15 protein-coding genes are annotated in these 18,242 nt (G+C 56.1%); 3 read left to right on the top strand and 12 right to left on the bottom strand.

What is annotated here, in order from left to right:
• Window positions 1-503 precede the first annotated feature (503 nt).
• The 9 genes from VGF98_02840 to VGF98_02880 form a co-directional block, all read right to left on the bottom strand.
• Window positions 504-923 (bottom strand): hypothetical protein, encoded by a 420-nt coding sequence (locus VGF98_02840; GenBank protein ID HEY1680562.1) that lies wholly within the window; start codon window positions 921-923, stop codon window positions 504-506.
• Window positions 924-1,540: 617 nt separating this feature from the next.
• A complete protein-coding gene (locus VGF98_02845; GenBank protein ID HEY1680563.1) occupies window positions 1,541-2,380 on the bottom strand; it encodes a hypothetical protein in 840 nt (279 codons plus the stop codon).
• Window positions 2,381-4,133: 1,753 nt separating this feature from the next.
• Window positions 4,134-4,652, bottom strand: a complete 519-nt coding sequence (locus VGF98_02850) for a GNAT family N-acetyltransferase (GenBank protein ID HEY1680564.1) — start codon at window positions 4,650-4,652, stop codon at window positions 4,134-4,136.
• A gap of 337 nt (window positions 4,653-4,989) precedes the next feature.
• Window positions 4,990-6,042: a hypothetical protein gene (locus VGF98_02855; protein HEY1680565.1), complete on the bottom strand. Its 1,053-nt coding sequence runs from the start codon at window positions 6,040-6,042 to the stop codon at window positions 4,990-4,992.
• A 213-nt stretch (window positions 6,043-6,255) separates the two neighbouring features.
• Window positions 6,256-6,924: a hypothetical protein gene (locus VGF98_02860; GenBank protein ID HEY1680566.1), complete on the bottom strand. Its 669-nt coding sequence runs from the start codon at window positions 6,922-6,924 to the stop codon at window positions 6,256-6,258.
• A 135-nt stretch (window positions 6,925-7,059) separates the two neighbouring features.
• A complete protein-coding gene (locus tag VGF98_02865) occupies window positions 7,060-7,467 on the bottom strand; it encodes a sigma factor (protein HEY1680567.1) in 408 nt (135 codons plus the stop codon).
• A 394-nt stretch (window positions 7,468-7,861) separates the two neighbouring features.
• Window positions 7,862-8,908 (bottom strand): NHL repeat-containing protein, encoded by a 1,047-nt coding sequence (locus tag VGF98_02870; GenBank protein HEY1680568.1) that lies wholly within the window; start codon window positions 8,906-8,908, stop codon window positions 7,862-7,864.
• Window positions 8,909-9,216: 308 nt separating this feature from the next.
• The gene (locus VGF98_02875; GenBank protein ID HEY1680569.1) at window positions 9,217-10,257 is read right to left on the bottom strand and encodes a hypothetical protein; all 1,041 of its coding nucleotides are present in this window, start codon (window positions 10,255-10,257) and stop codon (window positions 9,217-9,219) included.
• A 1,816-nt stretch (window positions 10,258-12,073) separates the two neighbouring features.
• Window positions 12,074-12,460 carry a hypothetical protein gene (locus tag VGF98_02880; protein HEY1680570.1) on the bottom strand — a complete coding sequence of 129 codons (387 nt, stop codon included), beginning with the start codon at window positions 12,458-12,460 and terminating at the stop codon, window positions 12,074-12,076.
• Between the two features lie 327 nt (window positions 12,461-12,787).
• Between VGF98_02880 and VGF98_02885 the strand changes: the two genes are divergently transcribed.
• The 3 genes from VGF98_02885 to VGF98_02895 all read left to right on the top strand — a co-directional run bounded on the left by VGF98_02885 (window position 12,788) and on the right by VGF98_02895 (window position 14,673).
• Complete coding sequence (locus VGF98_02885) at window positions 12,788-12,913, top strand: hypothetical protein (GenBank protein HEY1680571.1); 126 nt, start codon at window positions 12,788-12,790, stop codon at window positions 12,911-12,913.
• Window positions 12,914-12,927: 14 nt separating this feature from the next.
• The gene (locus VGF98_02890) at window positions 12,928-13,590 is read left to right on the top strand and encodes an alpha/beta hydrolase (GenBank protein ID HEY1680572.1); all 663 of its coding nucleotides are present in this window, start codon (window positions 12,928-12,930) and stop codon (window positions 13,588-13,590) included.
• Window positions 13,591-13,971: 381 nt separating this feature from the next.
• Window positions 13,972-14,673 (top strand): hypothetical protein, encoded by a 702-nt coding sequence (locus tag VGF98_02895; protein HEY1680573.1) that lies wholly within the window; start codon window positions 13,972-13,974, stop codon window positions 14,671-14,673.
• A gap of 39 nt (window positions 14,674-14,712) precedes the next feature.
• Here VGF98_02895 and VGF98_02900 read toward each other — a convergent pair whose 3' ends face one another.
• The 3 genes from VGF98_02900 to VGF98_02910 form a co-directional block, all read right to left on the bottom strand.
• Window positions 14,713-15,678 carry a hypothetical protein gene (locus tag VGF98_02900; protein HEY1680574.1) on the bottom strand — a complete coding sequence of 322 codons (966 nt, stop codon included), beginning with the start codon at window positions 15,676-15,678 and terminating at the stop codon, window positions 14,713-14,715.
• 458 nt (window positions 15,679-16,136) lie between these two features.
• Window positions 16,137-16,850 (bottom strand): carboxymuconolactone decarboxylase family protein, encoded by a 714-nt coding sequence (locus tag VGF98_02905; GenBank protein HEY1680575.1) that lies wholly within the window; start codon window positions 16,848-16,850, stop codon window positions 16,137-16,139.
• A 79-nt stretch (window positions 16,851-16,929) separates the two neighbouring features.
• Window positions 16,930-17,997, bottom strand: coding sequence for a 3-keto-5-aminohexanoate cleavage protein (locus VGF98_02910; protein HEY1680576.1), 1,068 nt, complete (start codon window positions 17,995-17,997; stop codon window positions 16,930-16,932).
• Window positions 17,998-18,242: the final 245 nt, after the last annotated feature.

Below are 18,242 nucleotides of genomic sequence, written 5' to 3' on the forward strand. Positions count from 1 at the left end.
CTCCGGCGTCGTACTCACCAACGATGGCGACGATCTGCGCTTCCGTGAAGCGACTCTTGCGCATGCGTGGATCTCCTTACGTGCCCGTTTGGGCGGAAATCCACAGTAATCCCTGGCTCCCGATTCAGGGCCTATCCCAACTGGGCATTCAGCTACTTGAATCCTCCGAAGACCCATCGGTCGAGGTGGCTGCGAATTGGGCGTTGCGAGCGACAAGCACAACCGCATGGCTTCTAGGCGGCTCAATCGCCTGGAGATTTCAGGAATAGCCATCGGAATGTGAATATCATGAACACCACCGGATAAAGCAAGAGCATTTGCACGAGCAGCAAGATGAACGATGTCTTTTCGATGGCGGAGGGACCGAAATAAATACGCGCATCCGAAGATCTCATGAAAGCGAATCCAGCACCGAGTGCTTCATAGTCGGCGGTCCGCAGCACAGGGAAGATCTTACTGGGCTGGACGTCACTATGCATCGACGCATTCGGGGCGCGGCAGTTTTAGGGCGTTGGCAGGCGAAAGCCATTGACAGCCAACGTTAAGCCGAGAGCGAACATTGTCAGAGCGACGGAATAGTACGTTGGGCGCGAGCTCTTGCTGGTGTGCCGCATTGAAGGCAATGATAAAAAGACAAATACTATCACGAACAGTGCAATGCCCACCGTAAAAAGCGACAAAACGCCAAACAATGTCGCTTGGAACAGCGCTGCCAAATAAGCGACTACATCACCTTGCGCCGTAGCTACCAGGTACGTATAAAACAAAAGTAGTCCCTCGCTAAAACCAAATGCAGCTGAGGCGGCGGTACAACAGGCAAACGCGAGTTTTGAATCCGTAGAGGGCGTTAGCAGCCGGAAAAACACGCAGGGCGCCGTACAAATGGCCGCGAGGACGGTCAAGGCACCGACCACCTGAATCATAAAGTTGGAGCGCAGAACTTTCTCTGCGTCCCCTCTTGGGGCGATAAAACTTGGCCGATTAGGCTCAGCGCACGATTTCTCATCTGTCCAGATTTTTACATGGATCGCATGTCGCCTACTGAGCGAGTGCAATCTTTCGTGAATCTAATCCCGGCTAGACCGCCGCGGCAATGGAACGCGGAGTGACGGGGAGGAGCGCGGTTTCTAGACTAGCCAAAGTCATCGACGTTCTCGGCGCTGATCGGCCAACTTCTTAATTGCCTGGCCGGTGCCGAACCGAGGTCGAGAGGTGCCCTTTGCGATGCTCCTCCACGCGCGTTCGCTCAATCCTAATCCGGAAGCGATTTGCCGTTGCGGCAATCTGCGCAAGTACACGATATCTGAGACAATATAGCCGTCTTCATATTCGCACGGACGTTCTTCCCCTAGCGTCGCGCCCTCATCGCCGCTTAAGCGATCCACTTCTTTGCCGATTCGCTTCACAGGCGTCGAACGAACACGCAATCGGCCGAGCAAACCAATAGTGTCCCGCCCGGCTGGTTGACCGTGCGCATCAGCGGCCTTTGTTTCGGGGTGATCCTAGTAACCAACGATATAATCCTGAAGCATCGTAACTCCTATCGTCCGGCCATCGCCGTATAGTGCCAATCTAATCGGACCGGCTTTCCCGACTTGAAATCTACCCATGGCAATCGCATCGATTTGCGCGCATCCTTTTCGAACGGTGCCATCGGAGTCGTCCCGTCATCACGATCCGGCACGACGGTCTGCACGAACCCGAACGGCTTCACGCGCATATCAAAGTTGCGATCCTTGTTGAACGTTCTGCACAGGCGTTCCAAGATCGCCGGCTGGGCAACCTGGAACTTGCGCCGCAGCGGTACATCGAAAGCAATCAACGGCGTCGCGCGGCGCCGTTGCATCGGATTGGCCTCGACATGCTGCATCAAGATCGATAGCCAGATCCGCCGAGCGAGTTTGGGCGTCGATTCGTTTGCCGAACGCCCGATGATTGCCCCTAATCCGCTTTCCGATGCTTTGATGATCTGAATACGATTGCCGGGCCGAAGGCGATACAGGACGCAGCGCTTCGCCGATACCGCATAGCATTGCAGATCCGGATACTGCGGGTATTCGACCTTGAGCAGATTCGGAACGAGCTTCGGATCGTACGCGTTAAGGCAATTGAATCGCTTTACGATTGCATCGATTGCTGCATCCGATAGTCCTGGAATGCCCGATGCCGCATTCGATGCTCGAACGATTGCGAGGCTATCGGTATCGCAGAAGGCATGGGTGCCTCCAGCCTTCGTTACTTCGTGTTCGGCTAGTGCAAGCATCAATCGAGCGCCGCCCGTAACCAGCGTTGCAAGAATGGGATTCGTATAGGCTCCGGGACGTTCATCATGCACGTTCGGTGCTTCGAATGCGATATCCGAATAGGCAAGGCCGGGCATATCAGATTCGTTGTCCTTACGCGGGGAGACATTGATCTCAGCATAAATGCCGTAGGGCCCGCCCGCTGCCAGTTCCTTAAGACCGCGATCCAATGCCGCCAGCCTACGGTCGCCCTATGTCAATCCGAAAGAGCCCGAGTGCTGATCGATAAAATGAGATCCTGGAACTGGTAATCAGGGCCCCCGTCGGGGAAGCTCGACCCAGGGATCGGTACGACATGCACGGCAACGCCCGTAACGCGCATTTCCATTCCTAAGTCCTGAAGTCGCATCACCCTGGTCGCTCCGTATATCGATTTCTGCGCACCTTTGACATAATCGTGCGCCGCAAAAATGAACGGCTCATAGCCATGCCACATGCCCTTCGGCTCCAAGAGGTTGCGTTCGTTTGTCGATGCCTTTTTGTCTGACCTCGCAAGTACAAGGTCTATAACTACAAGATGGTTCCCAACGTCGTAATGCGGAAGTAGAGAAAGTTGATACGTAACACCTCGCGGTGACTTCAGAAGCACAAATGTTGGCGAGAGACCCTTGACCGAGTACCGCAGGGTTAATTGAGGCGGTTGGCCCTTCGCAATAGGGATTGCCGCAGCAAACGCCGGGGTGAAGAGTGAGGCGGCCCAAAAGATAGACAAAACAAGTAAGGTGCTGATCCGGTTAGTGGGCGACATGGCGGTCCAATTGGCGAATGGACTCGTCGTTCCATGCCGAGGACCGTTCCCGAAACAGCTAGACGGGCCGGTCAAAACCGGAAGTTGCAAAGCCCTTGCAGCATCGGAAGGTCAGCTTGCCCGGCACACCTTTGCTTGTTCGCTGGGGGATCGATAGAAAGTGCCCCACGGCCTTCGGTGTGCTTTTCTCCGGTCGTCGTAATACTGAACACAGTTCCGCTGCTATCGCTATTCTCACCACCGACCTAGTCGTGCCGTCGGTTCGCGACCGAATCGATTGACTTTCAGTACGCACTGACGTCCTCGGGTATGCTCGATTACCTAAGCCTGGCGCCTTACTACGACTACTAGGGTTTACTCGTCCGCCGTCGTGGCCTAGGCGGAAATTACACCACTACGCGAGCTAACCCCCTTGCGACGCTGCGACGGAAATGCCAAACGTCGCCGGACGGTGCCGTAAGAGGTGGGCCGGGCTTTGAAGCCGAGGACGGCGTCTCTTCTGGGACCGCATGGCTCTTGTCGATACGACCACTCGCTGGAATCTGGATGCCACAAGATGCGGCAGCCGGATAGTTCGCTGCCCGGACCAACGGCTGAACGTCAGTACCATCTGGAGTCGCAATGGCGAGCCCTGCCCGTATTAGCTGTTCGTGAACTTCGAACGCTAGGCCGTCGCAAGAGCTCGCATGGATCTTGCCATCGATAGTACGGAGAATGAAGCCGCGAGTTCGCTGGTCTGGGCGAAGTGATAAAAGGGACTGCTTGATAATCGCATGTTCCTGCGGCGAAAATCGAGGGTCGATGATCGAGTCGACCTGGGAGTCGGGCACAGCGCGCGGAGTGGGCGTCGGTGTTGGGTCGGAGTAAGCTATCGATCTGTCAAAAAACAATACCAGGATCAGAACGATTACGAGGCTGCGCCAAGCGAACATGCGAGACTTGTTTCGCTAAGATAAAGCTCATTCCGTGGAGCGACGTAAAAACGTCGCGCAAGCCTGCGCTCGGTAGGGCAAAACCGAAAGCTTGAAACCACTTTGTCTTGGAGCGCCTAGCCCGTCGCCGAGCGCTACCGGAGCCTAGAGCTAGTTCAGCAGCAACTTATTGAACCAAACACTCATCGGATCAATCGCATCGTCGATGCGGAATCCGAGCCGTTCGAGAAGTTTAACCGACGGGAGATTGCGTGAATCGACCGACGCACGGGCTGTACGAACGTGTAACGTCACTCGTAGGAAGTCGAGCATCGCATTCACGGCATCGATCGCAAGCCCATGTCCCCAAAATGCCCGCCCGAGAACGTAGGCAATGTCCGCGTGCGAGCGCGATATCGGCACGGACGCTTGAACGACACCGACCGGCCGACCGTCCTCACGTTGCTCCACTGCCCAGTTCAGCCAAAGTTCCTTTCCGTCCGGGCTTCTGCGACTCTCCAGGCGCCGATAGCGTCCTTGCATAGCGGTGAGCGTCTTCGGTTCTTCCCGACCGGTATATCGCCATAGATCAACATCTCGGAAAATCGGAAAGAGCGCATTGGCGTGATGCGCGACAAGCGGGCGTAGTATCGTAAGTCGAGCGTTCAAAGTGGGACAGTAGTCCGTCATGAGAGACTATATGTTCGACTACTGGTCACGGGATCCACTCCGCAGTGTAGCAGCAATACCTACGCGTCTCGGCGCATCGCTGGCCGAAAGACAGCACCGCTAGAGTTGGAGGCCACTGCTTGCTGCGTGGCCGCGAATCGCTTTACTGCGAGCCGCGGCTCGGCAGGGGGCACCACGTTTCGACGCCTGCTTCAATCCCATTCGGCGCGACGCCTCGATTCGCGACGCGAAACAACACGCTTCGGCCAGGGGAGCGATAGCCGTTCGGTCTTCCCGTGGATCGCCGCAAACGAGACGCGACCTTAACGTCGGACCTAGTTTGCAGGAAAGAGCTGGGTTACGGTGCGACCGCGACACCAATCGGCTTCGCGATACCGTTTGTCACGGTCATCACGGGCTTGAACTTTTGATAGACTGAGACGCTTCCCAGATCGCTTTGACCGACGCCGAGATTGGCTACGAACAGCTTATTCGAACTGTCGATCGTGAGGGCGACTGCAGAGTCCTGTGTAAGTGTTTTGATTGGAGTGCCTCCTCCGGGAGCATAAACTTCAACTTTGTTCGTGCCTAGGCCACTAATTGCGTAAAGGTTACCAGACGAGTCAAAGTCCAGAGCCGATGCAGGCGCGGACAGTGATATTGTTTGCGAAGGCGAGGTGGCATTCGGCGGGTAGACTGCGATATTGTTGCCAATCGCGATGTATAAATCACCTTGTTGATCGAACGCCAGGGTATTTATTGAACTCGACTGCGCTGGGATGGTCCAGTACGGTTCAGTTTGCCCGGGAGCAAATGCTTCGATCTCATAGCTGCTAGTTGCGACGGTAGTCTGGACTGCCAGGTCGCCCGATTTGTCAACCGCGAAGTACCCCGCACGTAAACCCTTTAGGCGACGCGTTACTTTCTGTTGCAATGAGCCGTATTCGCAGACGTCGCCACGTTCGCAAGTGGTATACAAGTTATCTGAGCTGTCGAGAGTAATGTTGCCGAAGCCGGACGTTTGTTTCAGCGTTCCGATGACCTTCGCGCCGCGATTGCTATAAATGTTCAAGGTGTTGCCGAGCGACGCAACCAGATCTCCTTTGGAATCGATAGCAATCCCTTTCCGACCTTTTCCGGACCCGCCGAGATCGATCGTCCGCAACAGCTTCTTTCCGTTACCAGCGTAAACGGCGACCTCATACTGTCCCATGTAGTTTGCATCCAGAACATACAAGGTATTTTTTACCATTGCGTTTGCGGTTGCCCTCGATGCTTCCGGCGCACTCAGAAGAGAACCCGACTGTGGTCCACTGGTTCCCGGCGTCACACCTGATGTCGGGCCGGCGCAACCTGCAAGGGAAATGGCAAGCACGACTCCACTTGCTAGACAATAGCGCTTAAAATTCACGGTGACCTTTCTGTGAGCAACGCAATTTAGCGGCAATGCTTAACCCGCCCGCCTGTTGGCATGATAGGTTCGCCTTCCAGCGTCGTCAAGTCTTGGCTTCTGGTAAACGAACCCTGGTCCTCGATACGCATTTCGGAGGCCATTGGATCGCGACGCCGCCGCTCGCAGTTTGAGCGCGTTAGGCGCCCTCCGGCAAGCGCTATCCTTGGGCAATTAACGGACAGGCCCGCGATGTAGTGGAGCATCTACGCCATTCATGGCCGCCTTGATCGCATCAATCTGCGCGCCTGTGAGAACGTCCGAAGATAACGTGACTACTTCATCCCCAGAAAACCAGACTTGTGCCGGATACCTTTTCATTTCGACGGAGCGCCCAGAATCGTCGCTCTTCGCAACTATAAATACGGGCACGTACGCGGTGGCGTTCAACCGCTTTTGCAGCATAAACCAAGCTTTGCGTCCTTGGGGAAGTTGATAGGTGAAAGTATACGAAGTGTTGTCAGGTGTGTTTCTTACGATCTCGATCAAATGCGCCGTGCTAGGTAAACCTGAAGGCAGCACTACCCGGTACGCCGCAGACTTGTGGAGTTCTTGCAAACTAACATCGGTGCCCATCTGCCACGTCCCACCCGCCGCAGGTTTGATATTCCATTGTGCAAGCTGTCGCACTATGGCCTGTTGTAGAGCCGGCGGTACGATGACAGCGGCAGCCGCGAGACAGGGAACTAAGACGAGGAAGACCACCGTGACGGCTGCTCTTTTGCTAGGCCCCGCTGTTTTTTGTAGGGCCTTTGAACGCCGCTCGATGGCTGCGAAACTGAAGCGGGGAGTTGCGCCTTCTTGAAGAGCATCCATGATCTCCTGATGATAAAAATTTGTCACTGTAGGGCCTCTTTCGGTTGCGTTGCATAGTTTTCGTTTTCTCGCAGGAACCGCTGCATCGACCGTCGCGCTTCAGCCAAGCGGAAGCGAATGGTTGCGCCAGGTGCACCGACGATGTGTCCAATTTCTTTACTGCTAAGATCGCAATAGTGGTGAAGAACCATTGGGATTCGCAGGCGTGATAGGAAGAGCAAACAGCGCTGCGCGCACATCTAAGGAAGTTACATAGGAGTCGGTGGGGTCACCGGATCGCGATTGTACGTCAGCAAAGATTTGCGGCTTCTTCAGTTCTGAGAGAGACTGACGGACGACCAACCGGAAGAACCAAGCGCGAAAGGAATTCGGATCACGGACCGTTCCGATGCTGCTTAGTGTCTTTGCACATGCTTCTTGGGCTGCATCTTCAGCAAGAGTGTCGTTCCGCAAGATCGACTTCGCGATTCGAAAAGCATGCGGCCAAGCCGTTTCCAACAGGATCTCTTGGCTGGTTCGCTCCCCAGCCGCTGCCGCCCGGACTATCTCCGGTGCAAAATCTACGGTCACCAACGTCTCTCTTTCTGGGCTGCGTTCACTACTACTAGACACCTGAGACCCGGCGAGTGTTGGGCTTCGGAAAGAAAAAAGCCCGGACTAGGGCTCGCGGCTCCTCAGCAACCTAGCCTGGTGGCCAGACGCCGAGTTCGTTGAGCCGTCGCGTTACGTGGCAGCGAAAAGCCCTTGACCACGTTGCGCCATGCCCGCAATTTCAACACAGGAAAAGAGCTTTCACGGGTGTTCACCAAGTAAGGTACAAGCCGACTGTCGGCCTCGGGATCGCCGGCCGCAGGGCGGCGATCCGCGTCCATGGCAAAGCAAACACGGCCCCGCGAATTGCGACGCCGTGTAAAAGTGAGACGAGCGCACCTGCGCTATGGGGGCTCTTAGCGTCTTCTTTGTTTTAGGGACCGAACGCCAGGGCGTAAGGATCGCTCATACCGCCAGAAATGGTCCGTATCGGCTCGCTCCCGCCTTTTGCATAGACAGTAACCGTGTTATTGCTTTCGTTCGAGACGTACAACTCGCCGGCCGAATCGAACAAGAGCGCGTCCGGGCCGTCGACACCTTGCGAAATCGTCCGGCTCACCTTGTTCCTCGCCGCTGGGTACACCGTGACGGCGCCGCCGAACGAGTTGGCGACATACAGTTCGTTATTCGTATCGAAGGCGAGCGCGTACGGCATCCTTATATCTCGGAAGATCGTTTTGACGAGCGCCTCACCGCCCGGCGCGTACACTTGAACCTTTCCCTCTTTTTTATGCGGAAGGTTGGAGACGTAAAGCCTCCCCTGCTGGTCGAACGCCATGACTTCAGGAGTCTTCACGCCGTCGGTGATTGTCTGCAAGATGGTTCCGCTCCCGGCGCCGTACACCGTCACGGTGTTGTTTCCATTGGACACGTACAGGTTGCCGGACGCATCGAGGGCAAGGCGCGTCGGGCCCGACACGCCTGAAGAAATGGTACGCGAAACTGCACTGCTTCCAGGCGCATAGACCGTTACCGTGTTTGCGCCGGTATTTGCCACGTACAAGTTTCCCGCCGAATCCACGACTATCGATAGAGGGCTCACCACACCGTCGGTGATCGTGCGAGACAACTTGCTCTTCCCTCCGGCGTAGACGGTCACGGAAGATTTAGACGCGTCGTAACAGCCTCCGCAATTTGCGACATAGAGATTGTTCGAAGCATCGAATGCCAAAGCTGCGGGTTGGATCAGTCCCTGCGAGATCGTGCGGTATTTCCCGGAGCGCTGCGTCGGGTACACCGTGACGGTATTAACAGCCGGGTTGGCGACGTACAGTTCGGCCTGCTCGGAAGCATTCCTTAGCATATCGGCCGACTGGAAAGCCCCCAACGGATTCATCGATTGCATCGGGACGCTGCCCTGACTGCAGCCCGCGAGGATGATGCTTGCTGCGAGTGCTGCGATGACCGTTTGACGGTTCACGAATTAACTCCTAACACGAAGTAATGAAGGGCGCCGATTCCTAATAATACCCCTCATCTTAGAACCCACGCGTTACGATTGTCAATTCACCGGCTCAATGGAACGCTCGACGTTTCGCGTTGACTTACTGTCCATCGGTTCCGTCTCGAGAATTCCGGGCAACCAATACTTCATAAGGGCCTTGTAACTTCCGGTTTTGCCGCTGCGGCCGGCTACCGGGGCGCTGCACCGCAAACACGGCCCCGCGATTCGCGAAGCCGTATTCCGCTCTTAGCCGCCACCCTTTTTGTGGAGGGCGCGTACCGAGTTTAGGGCCCGACCGCCACGCTAATCGAGTGCTTGATGTTCTTTGTAATCGTCCGAGTGAGCGAATACGAACCGGCCGCGTAGACCGTGATACTTCCCGGATCATTATTCGTCGCGCCGAAGTTCGCTACGTACAGATTGTTTGACTGGTCAAAAGCCAACGAATCAGCGTTGGCGATGCCTTGCGTTATGACATTCGAGGGTGTATCGCTGCCAGGAGCATACATTGTTACGTTAGTGAAGTTGAGAACGCCGACATTTCCGTCAGAGTCAACGCGGATCATGAGCGGATTGGTTACGCCTTCGCTAATGGTTTGCCTGGGGGAGTTATCATTGGGGCCATAAACGGTAACGTCAGCTGTAAAGTCTGTACCTCCTTCCAAATTCCCAACGTAGAGGTTTCCTTTGTGGTCGACTGCGAGGGCTTCCGGATAGGCAATGCCGCTGGTTATCGTTCTTTTCGGGGACGTGCTGCCGGGGGAATACTCCACCACCTCACCACCATTGACCGATTGATAAAGATCCCCCGACTTATCTGTCGCTAAGGAACCGAATCCGGCGGGAAGTTCGCGTATCGGTCCGTTCTTTCCGATTTGGTACTCGCAAAGCATATGATGTCCGCACGTGACATAGAAGTCGCCCAGACCATCGGGGACAATGTCGTTGCCATAATCTAGCTCTCGTGGTCCGTTCGTAACTGGGAACTTCTGAACCAGCGTCTTCCCAGCGTCAGCATAGACCGTCACTGGAGTGTGCGCGATGTAAGCATTACCCCTCGAATCGGCGGCAACCGCGAATCCGTGTTTGATCTTTCGCGAAAACGTTTCCCCTCCGGCCCCAAAAACGGCAATGAAAGGTTTGCCTGCGGCGTTTAGACTTGCCGCATATACGGTGGGTTTGCCTGACGCAGCCCGTGCGTTTAGACCGGTACTCAGGGAAGGCGTGACCGCGGTAGGGCCTGGAGCGGTGCCGCTTCCTGCACACGCGGGAAGCAAAGCAACCGCCACGGAGCCGATCAGAACAGCGCGTAAACTACAGGACACTGCACCTCCTAGAATGGAAAAAAGATGAAGGACGCCGCGATAACGAGGCTCGCCGTCAGATCGCTGTCATCGTGCGATGATACCGAAATAAACTCGTAAAGCAAGAAAATTGGTTGCTCTTAAAAACCAACCTTCCTCCACTTTCACACTGGAAGCTGAGAATACGTCAATCCTGGAAAGCGGCTAGCGAGAGACTAACTAACCTGCGTCATCTTTTGCCAGGCTTCCTTTCCTTACTTCCCTCAATCCTGCAGCTCGACCGACGTAGAATTGCGAACAGCGCACCGCCGGATCCGTTCCGCTGTGGTCAGGCGCGGCTGCGACGCACCTTTTAAAATGCTGCGCCACGCACGCACCGAGACCAATGTCTACTGCGATCTTCACTTGCGGGAACTGTGCGAGGTAGTCGATACACTCGCGTAGATCGTTGCGTTCGTACTCGACGGGTTGGAGCGGACTAGCTGTACGATCCTACGCCGGAACTCCGGCGGCGTGAGTGGGGCGCTTTGCCATGAGAGACCCTTTCGCTGCAAGAAAGAAAGTCTCCACGGAACCGGGTCAACTCCACGTATTCGCTAACTCGGACTAGAACGAAAAGCATTAAACGCTCGGGTAGTATGGTGGTCGGTCCCTAGGCTTCCCGCGCGTGCTCACGCAAGATTACATGTTCAAGAACGGGATCACTGCTTCGCGATTTCGCGGGCCGTGTTACTTTGTCACGGCCGCGGGTCGCCGACCGAATGGCAGTTGACTTCATGGGCTAACGTTGCTTGCGGGCCGAATCGCCGCCTCATAACTTACAGCGGGTGAAGTCCTTCGGAGTGATCGAACTCACCGTCAAACTTCCAGCTGAGAGCCATCCATTTGTCGTTGTCTAATAATATTGGTACAACCAAGACTGAGTGTGACGAGTCGTCTGTTACGACAACCGATTTCCGGAGCAGCATCTTTCCTCGCTCGCCCGTTGACCGAACCGTAACGTTTCCGAACGCATCGATCGCAAGCAATCGACGAGTGCTTGGATTTACAGCAAGGCCTTCGGCAAACTGGACCCTGCGCTCGGAACTCATGCAGGGCCACTTCATACCTATATCATTGGATTCAACACTCGGGTCGCACGGCCCGGGAGTTTTGGGCGTTTTAGCCGCATTCGAACAAGCAACGGTCACGATGACCGCCAAACAACAGAAGGTTCTCGTCAGCCAGCATTTTAGCATGTGCCCCCCCAAATGGTGGACCGAATAAACGGGACTACCGCTCTCTCAAGCGAGCCTCTTCGGTCTCGCCGATATTAAACTTAGTGATTGAAATATCCGGTTTTGCGTGGCGCCGGCGATCCGATCCACGGGAACGTAGATCGCGGATCCTTAAGGAGGATCTCCAACTGAGCGGGATGCTTCCATGCTCGGCGGTTTCGGTTAACCGTAGCTTCCTCCACTCGCGGCTTGTAAGCACAGTCTGAAGTTCCCATGAAACCTTTTAGAATTAACTCTAAAGAGGATTTGCAGTCGGTTATGTGGTCTTCGAACTGGCTTTCCTTGTGTTAAATGGACGTTCTTCGGTGCTCCCCGTAGACCAATGGGAAAACGTCATCGCCGGGCCGTTCGGATCGTTATCGTCCTGCACGTCACTTGGGCTATCGGGGCTTACATCCGGACCTGCTGGAAACTTTTATCTGCCAGAAGCTTCTATTCTCAGACGCGCACAGGATGTGGGATACCACCCGTCCCGAGCCCGATAGCGTAAGAGCGCGCCAGCCTTGAATCGTATACGCTCACGGCTCTTGGACCATCCTCGACCGCTATGATGTGCGGCTTCAGACATGGCAATTGGTCTCGACGTGGCATCGCACCATGAATTCCGTTCCACTCGTGTGCGAAATCGTTACCTTCGCGATAAACATTACTTTCTCGTATTGGGGTGCCACGAGCGTCGCTACGTGTCCATTAGCAATCGAAACTTCCAGCTGAGGATCGTTGCTTTCAATACTCCAGCCCGACTTCGGCAAAAGGTGAAAGAGCGCGCTAGACACGTCACTCGTTGTGCCGGAAATTAGCGTGATCACGGCTGTCTCGAGGTGCGGAGAGTCCGAGCGTTCTTCCGCGTTGGCGGCGGGTACGACAAGCGATTTCATTTGCGGCGCGCACCCGGCCGCGCCTAAGGCAACCCCGACGGCAGCGTATGCCAACTCTTTGCGATTCAATTCAAGCTCCTTTTAAAGATGTCGCGTAAAGATGTCGCGTGCAGTCCTAGTACGTCGTCATTGGGGGCGCCCCATCTAAATTAACATCCTCGAACAAACGCTGGTCGCCGCGCGACCGGCAGCGCCGCGTCACGCGGCGGCTACGATCCTACACCGTACTTGAGTAGTTTTTACCCCAGCGCTCGTCGTGCCGTAGAGTGAGCCATTGACGTTGAGCAAGACTGCGACAGGATAATAGCCGTCGTGCAGGCCGCCGAAACGATCGAGGCTTGACACGCTTCAACGGCGCGTGGTTGCGCGAGCGAGTCGTTTCTCGAAAGTTGGCTTATGAATATACTCCGAACCTTCTCACTCTTTCCCGCGATGACATTGGCGGCGCCAATGGTTGCCATCGCGCAACCGGCTCCGTCCGGCGGTGATAAGCCGACGATCGTTCTCGGCCACGGCGCGTGAGCTGACGGTTCCAGCTGAAACGGCGTCATCAAGTTGCTGCAGAACGACGGCTACACGGTGATGGCACCTCCGAACGAGCTGCGCGGCCCAGAAACGATGCGAGCGTTATCTCGACGTTTGTAAAAAGCATCCCGGGTCCGGTTATCCTCGTCGGGCATTCTTACGGCGGCTTCGTGATAAGTATCGCTTCCGCGGGTAATCCGAAGGTTAGAGCCCTGGTCTACGTCGATGCGTTCGTTCCGGATGGCAGCGATACGCTATTCAGTCTTTTGGCAAGCAGCCCAGCACCGCCGAAAGATCTGTTCGTTCCGATTCCGTTTACGACGGCGACCGGTAAAGATGTCGACTTGTATTTCAACACCAAGTACTTCGGAGCGGTTTTTGCTTCGGATGTTCCTACAGCGATGTCGTCGCTGATGGCTGTGACGCAGCGGCCGCTGACCGCGAGCGCGTTTAGTGAAAAAGTACCTCCCACCGAAGGTTGGAAGTCGATTCCGTCTTGGTACGTAATCGGCGATGCGGATCGGGTGATTCCCCCGGCGGCTCAGCTATCGATGGCCACACGCGCGAAGGCGCATGTTTCGCACGTGCCGGGCGGCAGCCACCCGAGCATGATTATGCCTCCCGAGGCAACCGTTGCAGCAATCGAAGCCGCCGCCGCTGCTACAATGAAGTAGGTTCGAGAATGGTTGACGGGGAGCCAACGCCGGCTCCTCTTCAAGCCCATTTAATCTACGCACTCACAAGGATGATTTCCAAGCACTTCCTGAACCTTGAACAATTGTTCACTCGTTACGTATCTGTTCTGCCATTTATGATCTTGGTTTAGGAAAAGACGAATCCACTCAGCGGGACGGCGGCAAGGCGAGGTTTAAGGTCCACGCAAATTGAGCGCCCTCGGGCGGATGCGTGGTCAGTCTTGCCGATGCTCAGTGATACACGGCAACGGTCAGCGTTTCGAATCCGGGGTATTAGCCACTGCTCCCGACTGGCGGAGCGCGTCTAGCGGTAGTACTCCCGAGGGCAGGCCAAAAGAGATTGAGCCAAAGGAGCGAAGCTTGGACGTAACGTTCCACTCTGTAGAGGCGAGACGACTGATAGATTTATTGTTGGCCGTATTGTTAGGGTCGCCCGATGCCACGCCGGCAGCGTCACCATCGACGGTATTACCGCACCATCTCGAATATCGGTTTGGCTGGAATACGAAGGTTGCCGATTCGGGACCACTAACCGGAACCATCAGCCTCGATACAACCCCAGCGCCCGATGGCGGCATGACGGTGAGTGCCACCGAATCTTGGTGGAATTCTGTGCGGCCGAGCGCCACACATACGTGCAAGGTCTATTCGGACGGTACCATCAGGTGCATGGAGCGTCCGTACGCGCTCTCGGGGATGGATCTTGCGCTCTTCCCGCTGCTGGGACGAAGCTATTTCGATGGGCTGACGCCAGAAGCAACGTCGACCTGGAAACAGCATTTCCTGTTGAACAAAGGTGTCGGTGTTTGGACGTGCGATTTTACGCTCAAAGGTGAGGGCGCTATCCCGAATGCAGCTCCGCTCGTCCTTGTCGAATCTTCCGGAACGATAGCCCCGCAGGGCGATCGCTACCGGGAACGGAGCGACACTGTCGCGTCGCGCATCGCGTACGACCCGATCGCCAAGCTGCCCGTTCTCGTCAGCGAAGATGTGACGCACCTTGGACTAAACACGACGCACAACGTCGAATCGGTGGAGTTAAAGTTAATCAGCGGGCAATAATACACCGCTGTCGTCGCGTCGAGCCAGCTCGGCTACAGGCTATTTCGCCGCGCTCACCGTTACACCAAAGCCATATGCATCAATGCCTTCGATAGGATCGCCGCCCGCCGGATACCTGTAAATTTGTATCGGCGGTGAATTGGGAGCATCGGTCGCTACGATTTTTCCACCTTCGATCCACGCGTCGGCGAGCTCGAAGACATCGTTTAGGTTGGTCGACCCTTCTTCGACAGCGATGCCATTCTCGATCGTATATCGGACGATATTTACCGGACCACCGATGGCAACATATCGGCCATCCCATTGCACCGGCGTCGGATATTGCGAAGGCTGTCCGGAGCGAAAAGAAATCTGCTTGAACGTGCTCGCGCCCGTTTGAAGTGCGGCCGCCACAAACGGAGGGCGTTCGTTGTATCCAAAGCCATCGATAAAAAGATTTCCCTGATTATCGTAGCCGCAGAACGAAGTCTCACCGAATGATACTTTATACGTTTTCGGAGTGCCACTAGCACCCGAATAGACTAAGATTCGGCCTCGAACGTTCGGCTTTTCAGGCCCGTAGCCAACTACGGCCAGGTTCCCCGAAGCTGCGTCGATCGAACAATCTTGCGGAGTTAGCGTTTTCGCCGTATCGAGCGTGGCGATTGGTTGGGTTCCGCCATGTGCGTACTCGGTAACGGTTCCTCCGCTCACAAACTTCGTAATCCAGACGTCTCCGTTTCGATCGGTGCACATCCCCGCCGGCTCCGTAAGACCGCTCAGCATTCCAACGAGCTTACCGCGCGGAAACGTGTACATGAGCACATCGCCTGCATAGGTGCTGCCACCATCAGCATAGAGGAGGTCTTCACTTTTTGCTTCCGGCAGCACCCATGACGTACCATTGGCGTGCGCCGCGATCGCCGAAGTTTGCTGCGGGGCACGCAACGCGCCAACCGCCGGCTGCGATGCGGCGCACCCGAACAGCATCGCAACCGCTGCGGAAGAGCCGAACGCGTAAGCCATATCTCCAAATTTCACCCGGCTTGCTCCCTCGTCTTAGTAGAAGGCGTGTGGACCGGCGAGCGCACCGACCGGCCGGCGTACGCTTTGGGGCAAAGCGATCGTATCGAGCGTTCGGCCTCGGCATCAGGGTTGTACGACCGCTGGTAATAGTAGCTAGCTATCGCGATGCTACCGGATTGCTGGGTGGCGATTTCATCCTGGATCGTTTGTCCGAACCATGGGCGCCACTTCGCAAAAAGTGCGGGAACCCCTTCGGCCCAGCCGCGGGGTGCCTGGAACAGCCACTTTGACACGAGGCGCGGGTCGCTGTGTGCTCGCGGAGCCTGGCACCCTCCGGCAATTATGAGAGCGACGATCACGAAGACGCGCATCCCGCAGTATTCGCCCGCGACTGGCGCAATCATCGCGTCGTTAGCCGAGGTTGCGTTCGGTAGTGGTTCGCACTTAGTTTTGATCCACTACGTACGACTTCGGGAGAGCTCCTCGTCGAGAATCGGTACGCCCATGTTAAGTGCCTGAACGCCCTGAGCGACGCAAAGCTTAAGGACATCCATGATTTCGTCAATCGTTGCTCCGTGTAGGAGCGCGGCCTTAATGTGACGGCGCGTACCCGGAGCGTACATGTGCGTAATCGACGCGTCTAAAGCAATGCTCAATAACTCCACGATCTTCGGTTCGAACACACCGCCGGTGTAGACCGTGACACCGCAGGCCATCACCGCGTCGGTCCATGCTGGGTCGAGCGCGTAGAACGGGTCCCATGCGGCGTTCCATTGTCCGGCGGCGCGCATCCGATCGCAACTCGGTGTCGCGACGTTCTTCACGTTGCTGGCTACGCCGGCATTCTTCGATTCTTCCAGTAGAATCGGAGCGCCGAGACTGCACGTGTGAATAGATAGAAGCGAGGCCATCATTAGCACGGTCAACAGCTCGTCCCGCGTCGCTCCCGCCGCCAGCGCTTCTCGGATATGACGCCGCGTTCCATCCTCGTTGAGATTCGTGCACGCCGCGTTAACGGCGACGCAAACGAGCTCGACAGTCTTACGGTCGAGCGCTCCAGTCCATGGGTCGTTGGTCACCTTTTCCAGCGCTGCGGTCATCGCCGGATTCCAACGCTTCAATCGATCGAAGGCCGCCGCGTCCCACGGCCCGGTTTCGTCTGTCGTCGTCACTCGTCCACCACCTCTTCTCAGAATTGAAGGAGTTCGCGCGTTTCCTTACGGGAGATCGCAAGTCGCGCAAACCCACCACTTATGCCAGCAAGTGTCCATCGGAGCCCGCAAAAACAGTCTCGCGCAGCTTCCCGTCGGACCTGTGAACTAAGAAGCCCTGGTGCCCCGCTTCACGGTTGGGTGGCAGGCCGAGGTTCGCGAGGGTTTCTTCGATGGAGTTGTACGTCACGCCGATCTTCAGCATTTGCCGCGCTTGCTCGGGCGTCGCAATGTCGCGGCCGATCTCGCGAGCCATCCGCACGTGCTTTTCGATCATCTGCACCGTATTCATTCGAACGCCTTTTTTGACGTCCCAGAGATTGTCTTCAATTCCGGCACGCGTGTGCTGTCCGAGCGCGATCATCATCATCGATATCGGGTGGGTTAAGCGAAAGGTCGTTTGATACGTGAAGAACGAGCCGTGCGGCGTCCTGCGCACGAGCTCCATCAAGTCGAACGGGTTTGCCCCGCAGACGCCGCCCCCACCGGTGCTGAAAAAGCCGTTCATCGGACCCATGTACTGGCCACGCCGAACCATGCGCTCGACGAGCTCGAGCCCGTGGATGTGCGGAAGCGCGAAATACGGCTGAATCCCGTGCTCGACGCACAACTGCGTCTCTTCAACGTAAAAATCGGGCGTCGAGTCCGCCACCATGTTGCGGATCCCGTGCATCGCGTCTTCGTTGCACAGACGTGTCCCCGCGAACTCATCCATTGGGTGCAACGCGGTCAAGTCGAAGAGCGAGGTGCCGCACGTAATGGTGATCTGATCCGGCTTGGGTTCGATCGTGGTGAGCTTGTGCCGCTGTTCGTACGATCCGAATGCCCCGACCTCGCCGGGTTCCGGGGCGAATGAGATCGAGCCGCCAATCTGCAGGATCATTTTCGGAACGGCCTCGCGTACGCGTGCGATCTGTTCGCCGTATTCCTTAAAATTTTTCGAAATGTGCCCAGTCTTGGGATCGCGGACGTGAATGTGTAAGAGCGTCGCACCGGCGTTGTAACAGTCTATGGCGGCTTGAACCTGCTCGTCCCAGGTGAGGGGTATATATCCCGGCGGCCCATCCTGTGGCATCCACACCGGCCCGTATGGGGCTGCCGTAATCATGAGCGGGGCCATGTTCTCGGGAAGAAGCGAGTCATCGGTAAAGTACGCCACGGTCAAACCTCCGGGCTGTCGAGCGATAAAGCGATAATATGATCCCGCTATTCGAGTCGTCGCGGGATAACTCCGGTGGTTTTGCGGCACCTTGGCGCCCGTCTTGTTTGCCAGCCAAGAAATGAGCCAGCTTCTTTGCTCTCGGCCGCTAACTTGAATCGCTTCAGCTTCCTATGAGCAGTTGCACTAGCTGC

The organism is Candidatus Tumulicola sp., from assembly GCA_036490475.1.
Classification (GTDB): Bacteria; Vulcanimicrobiota; Vulcanimicrobiia; order Vulcanimicrobiales; family Vulcanimicrobiaceae; genus Tumulicola.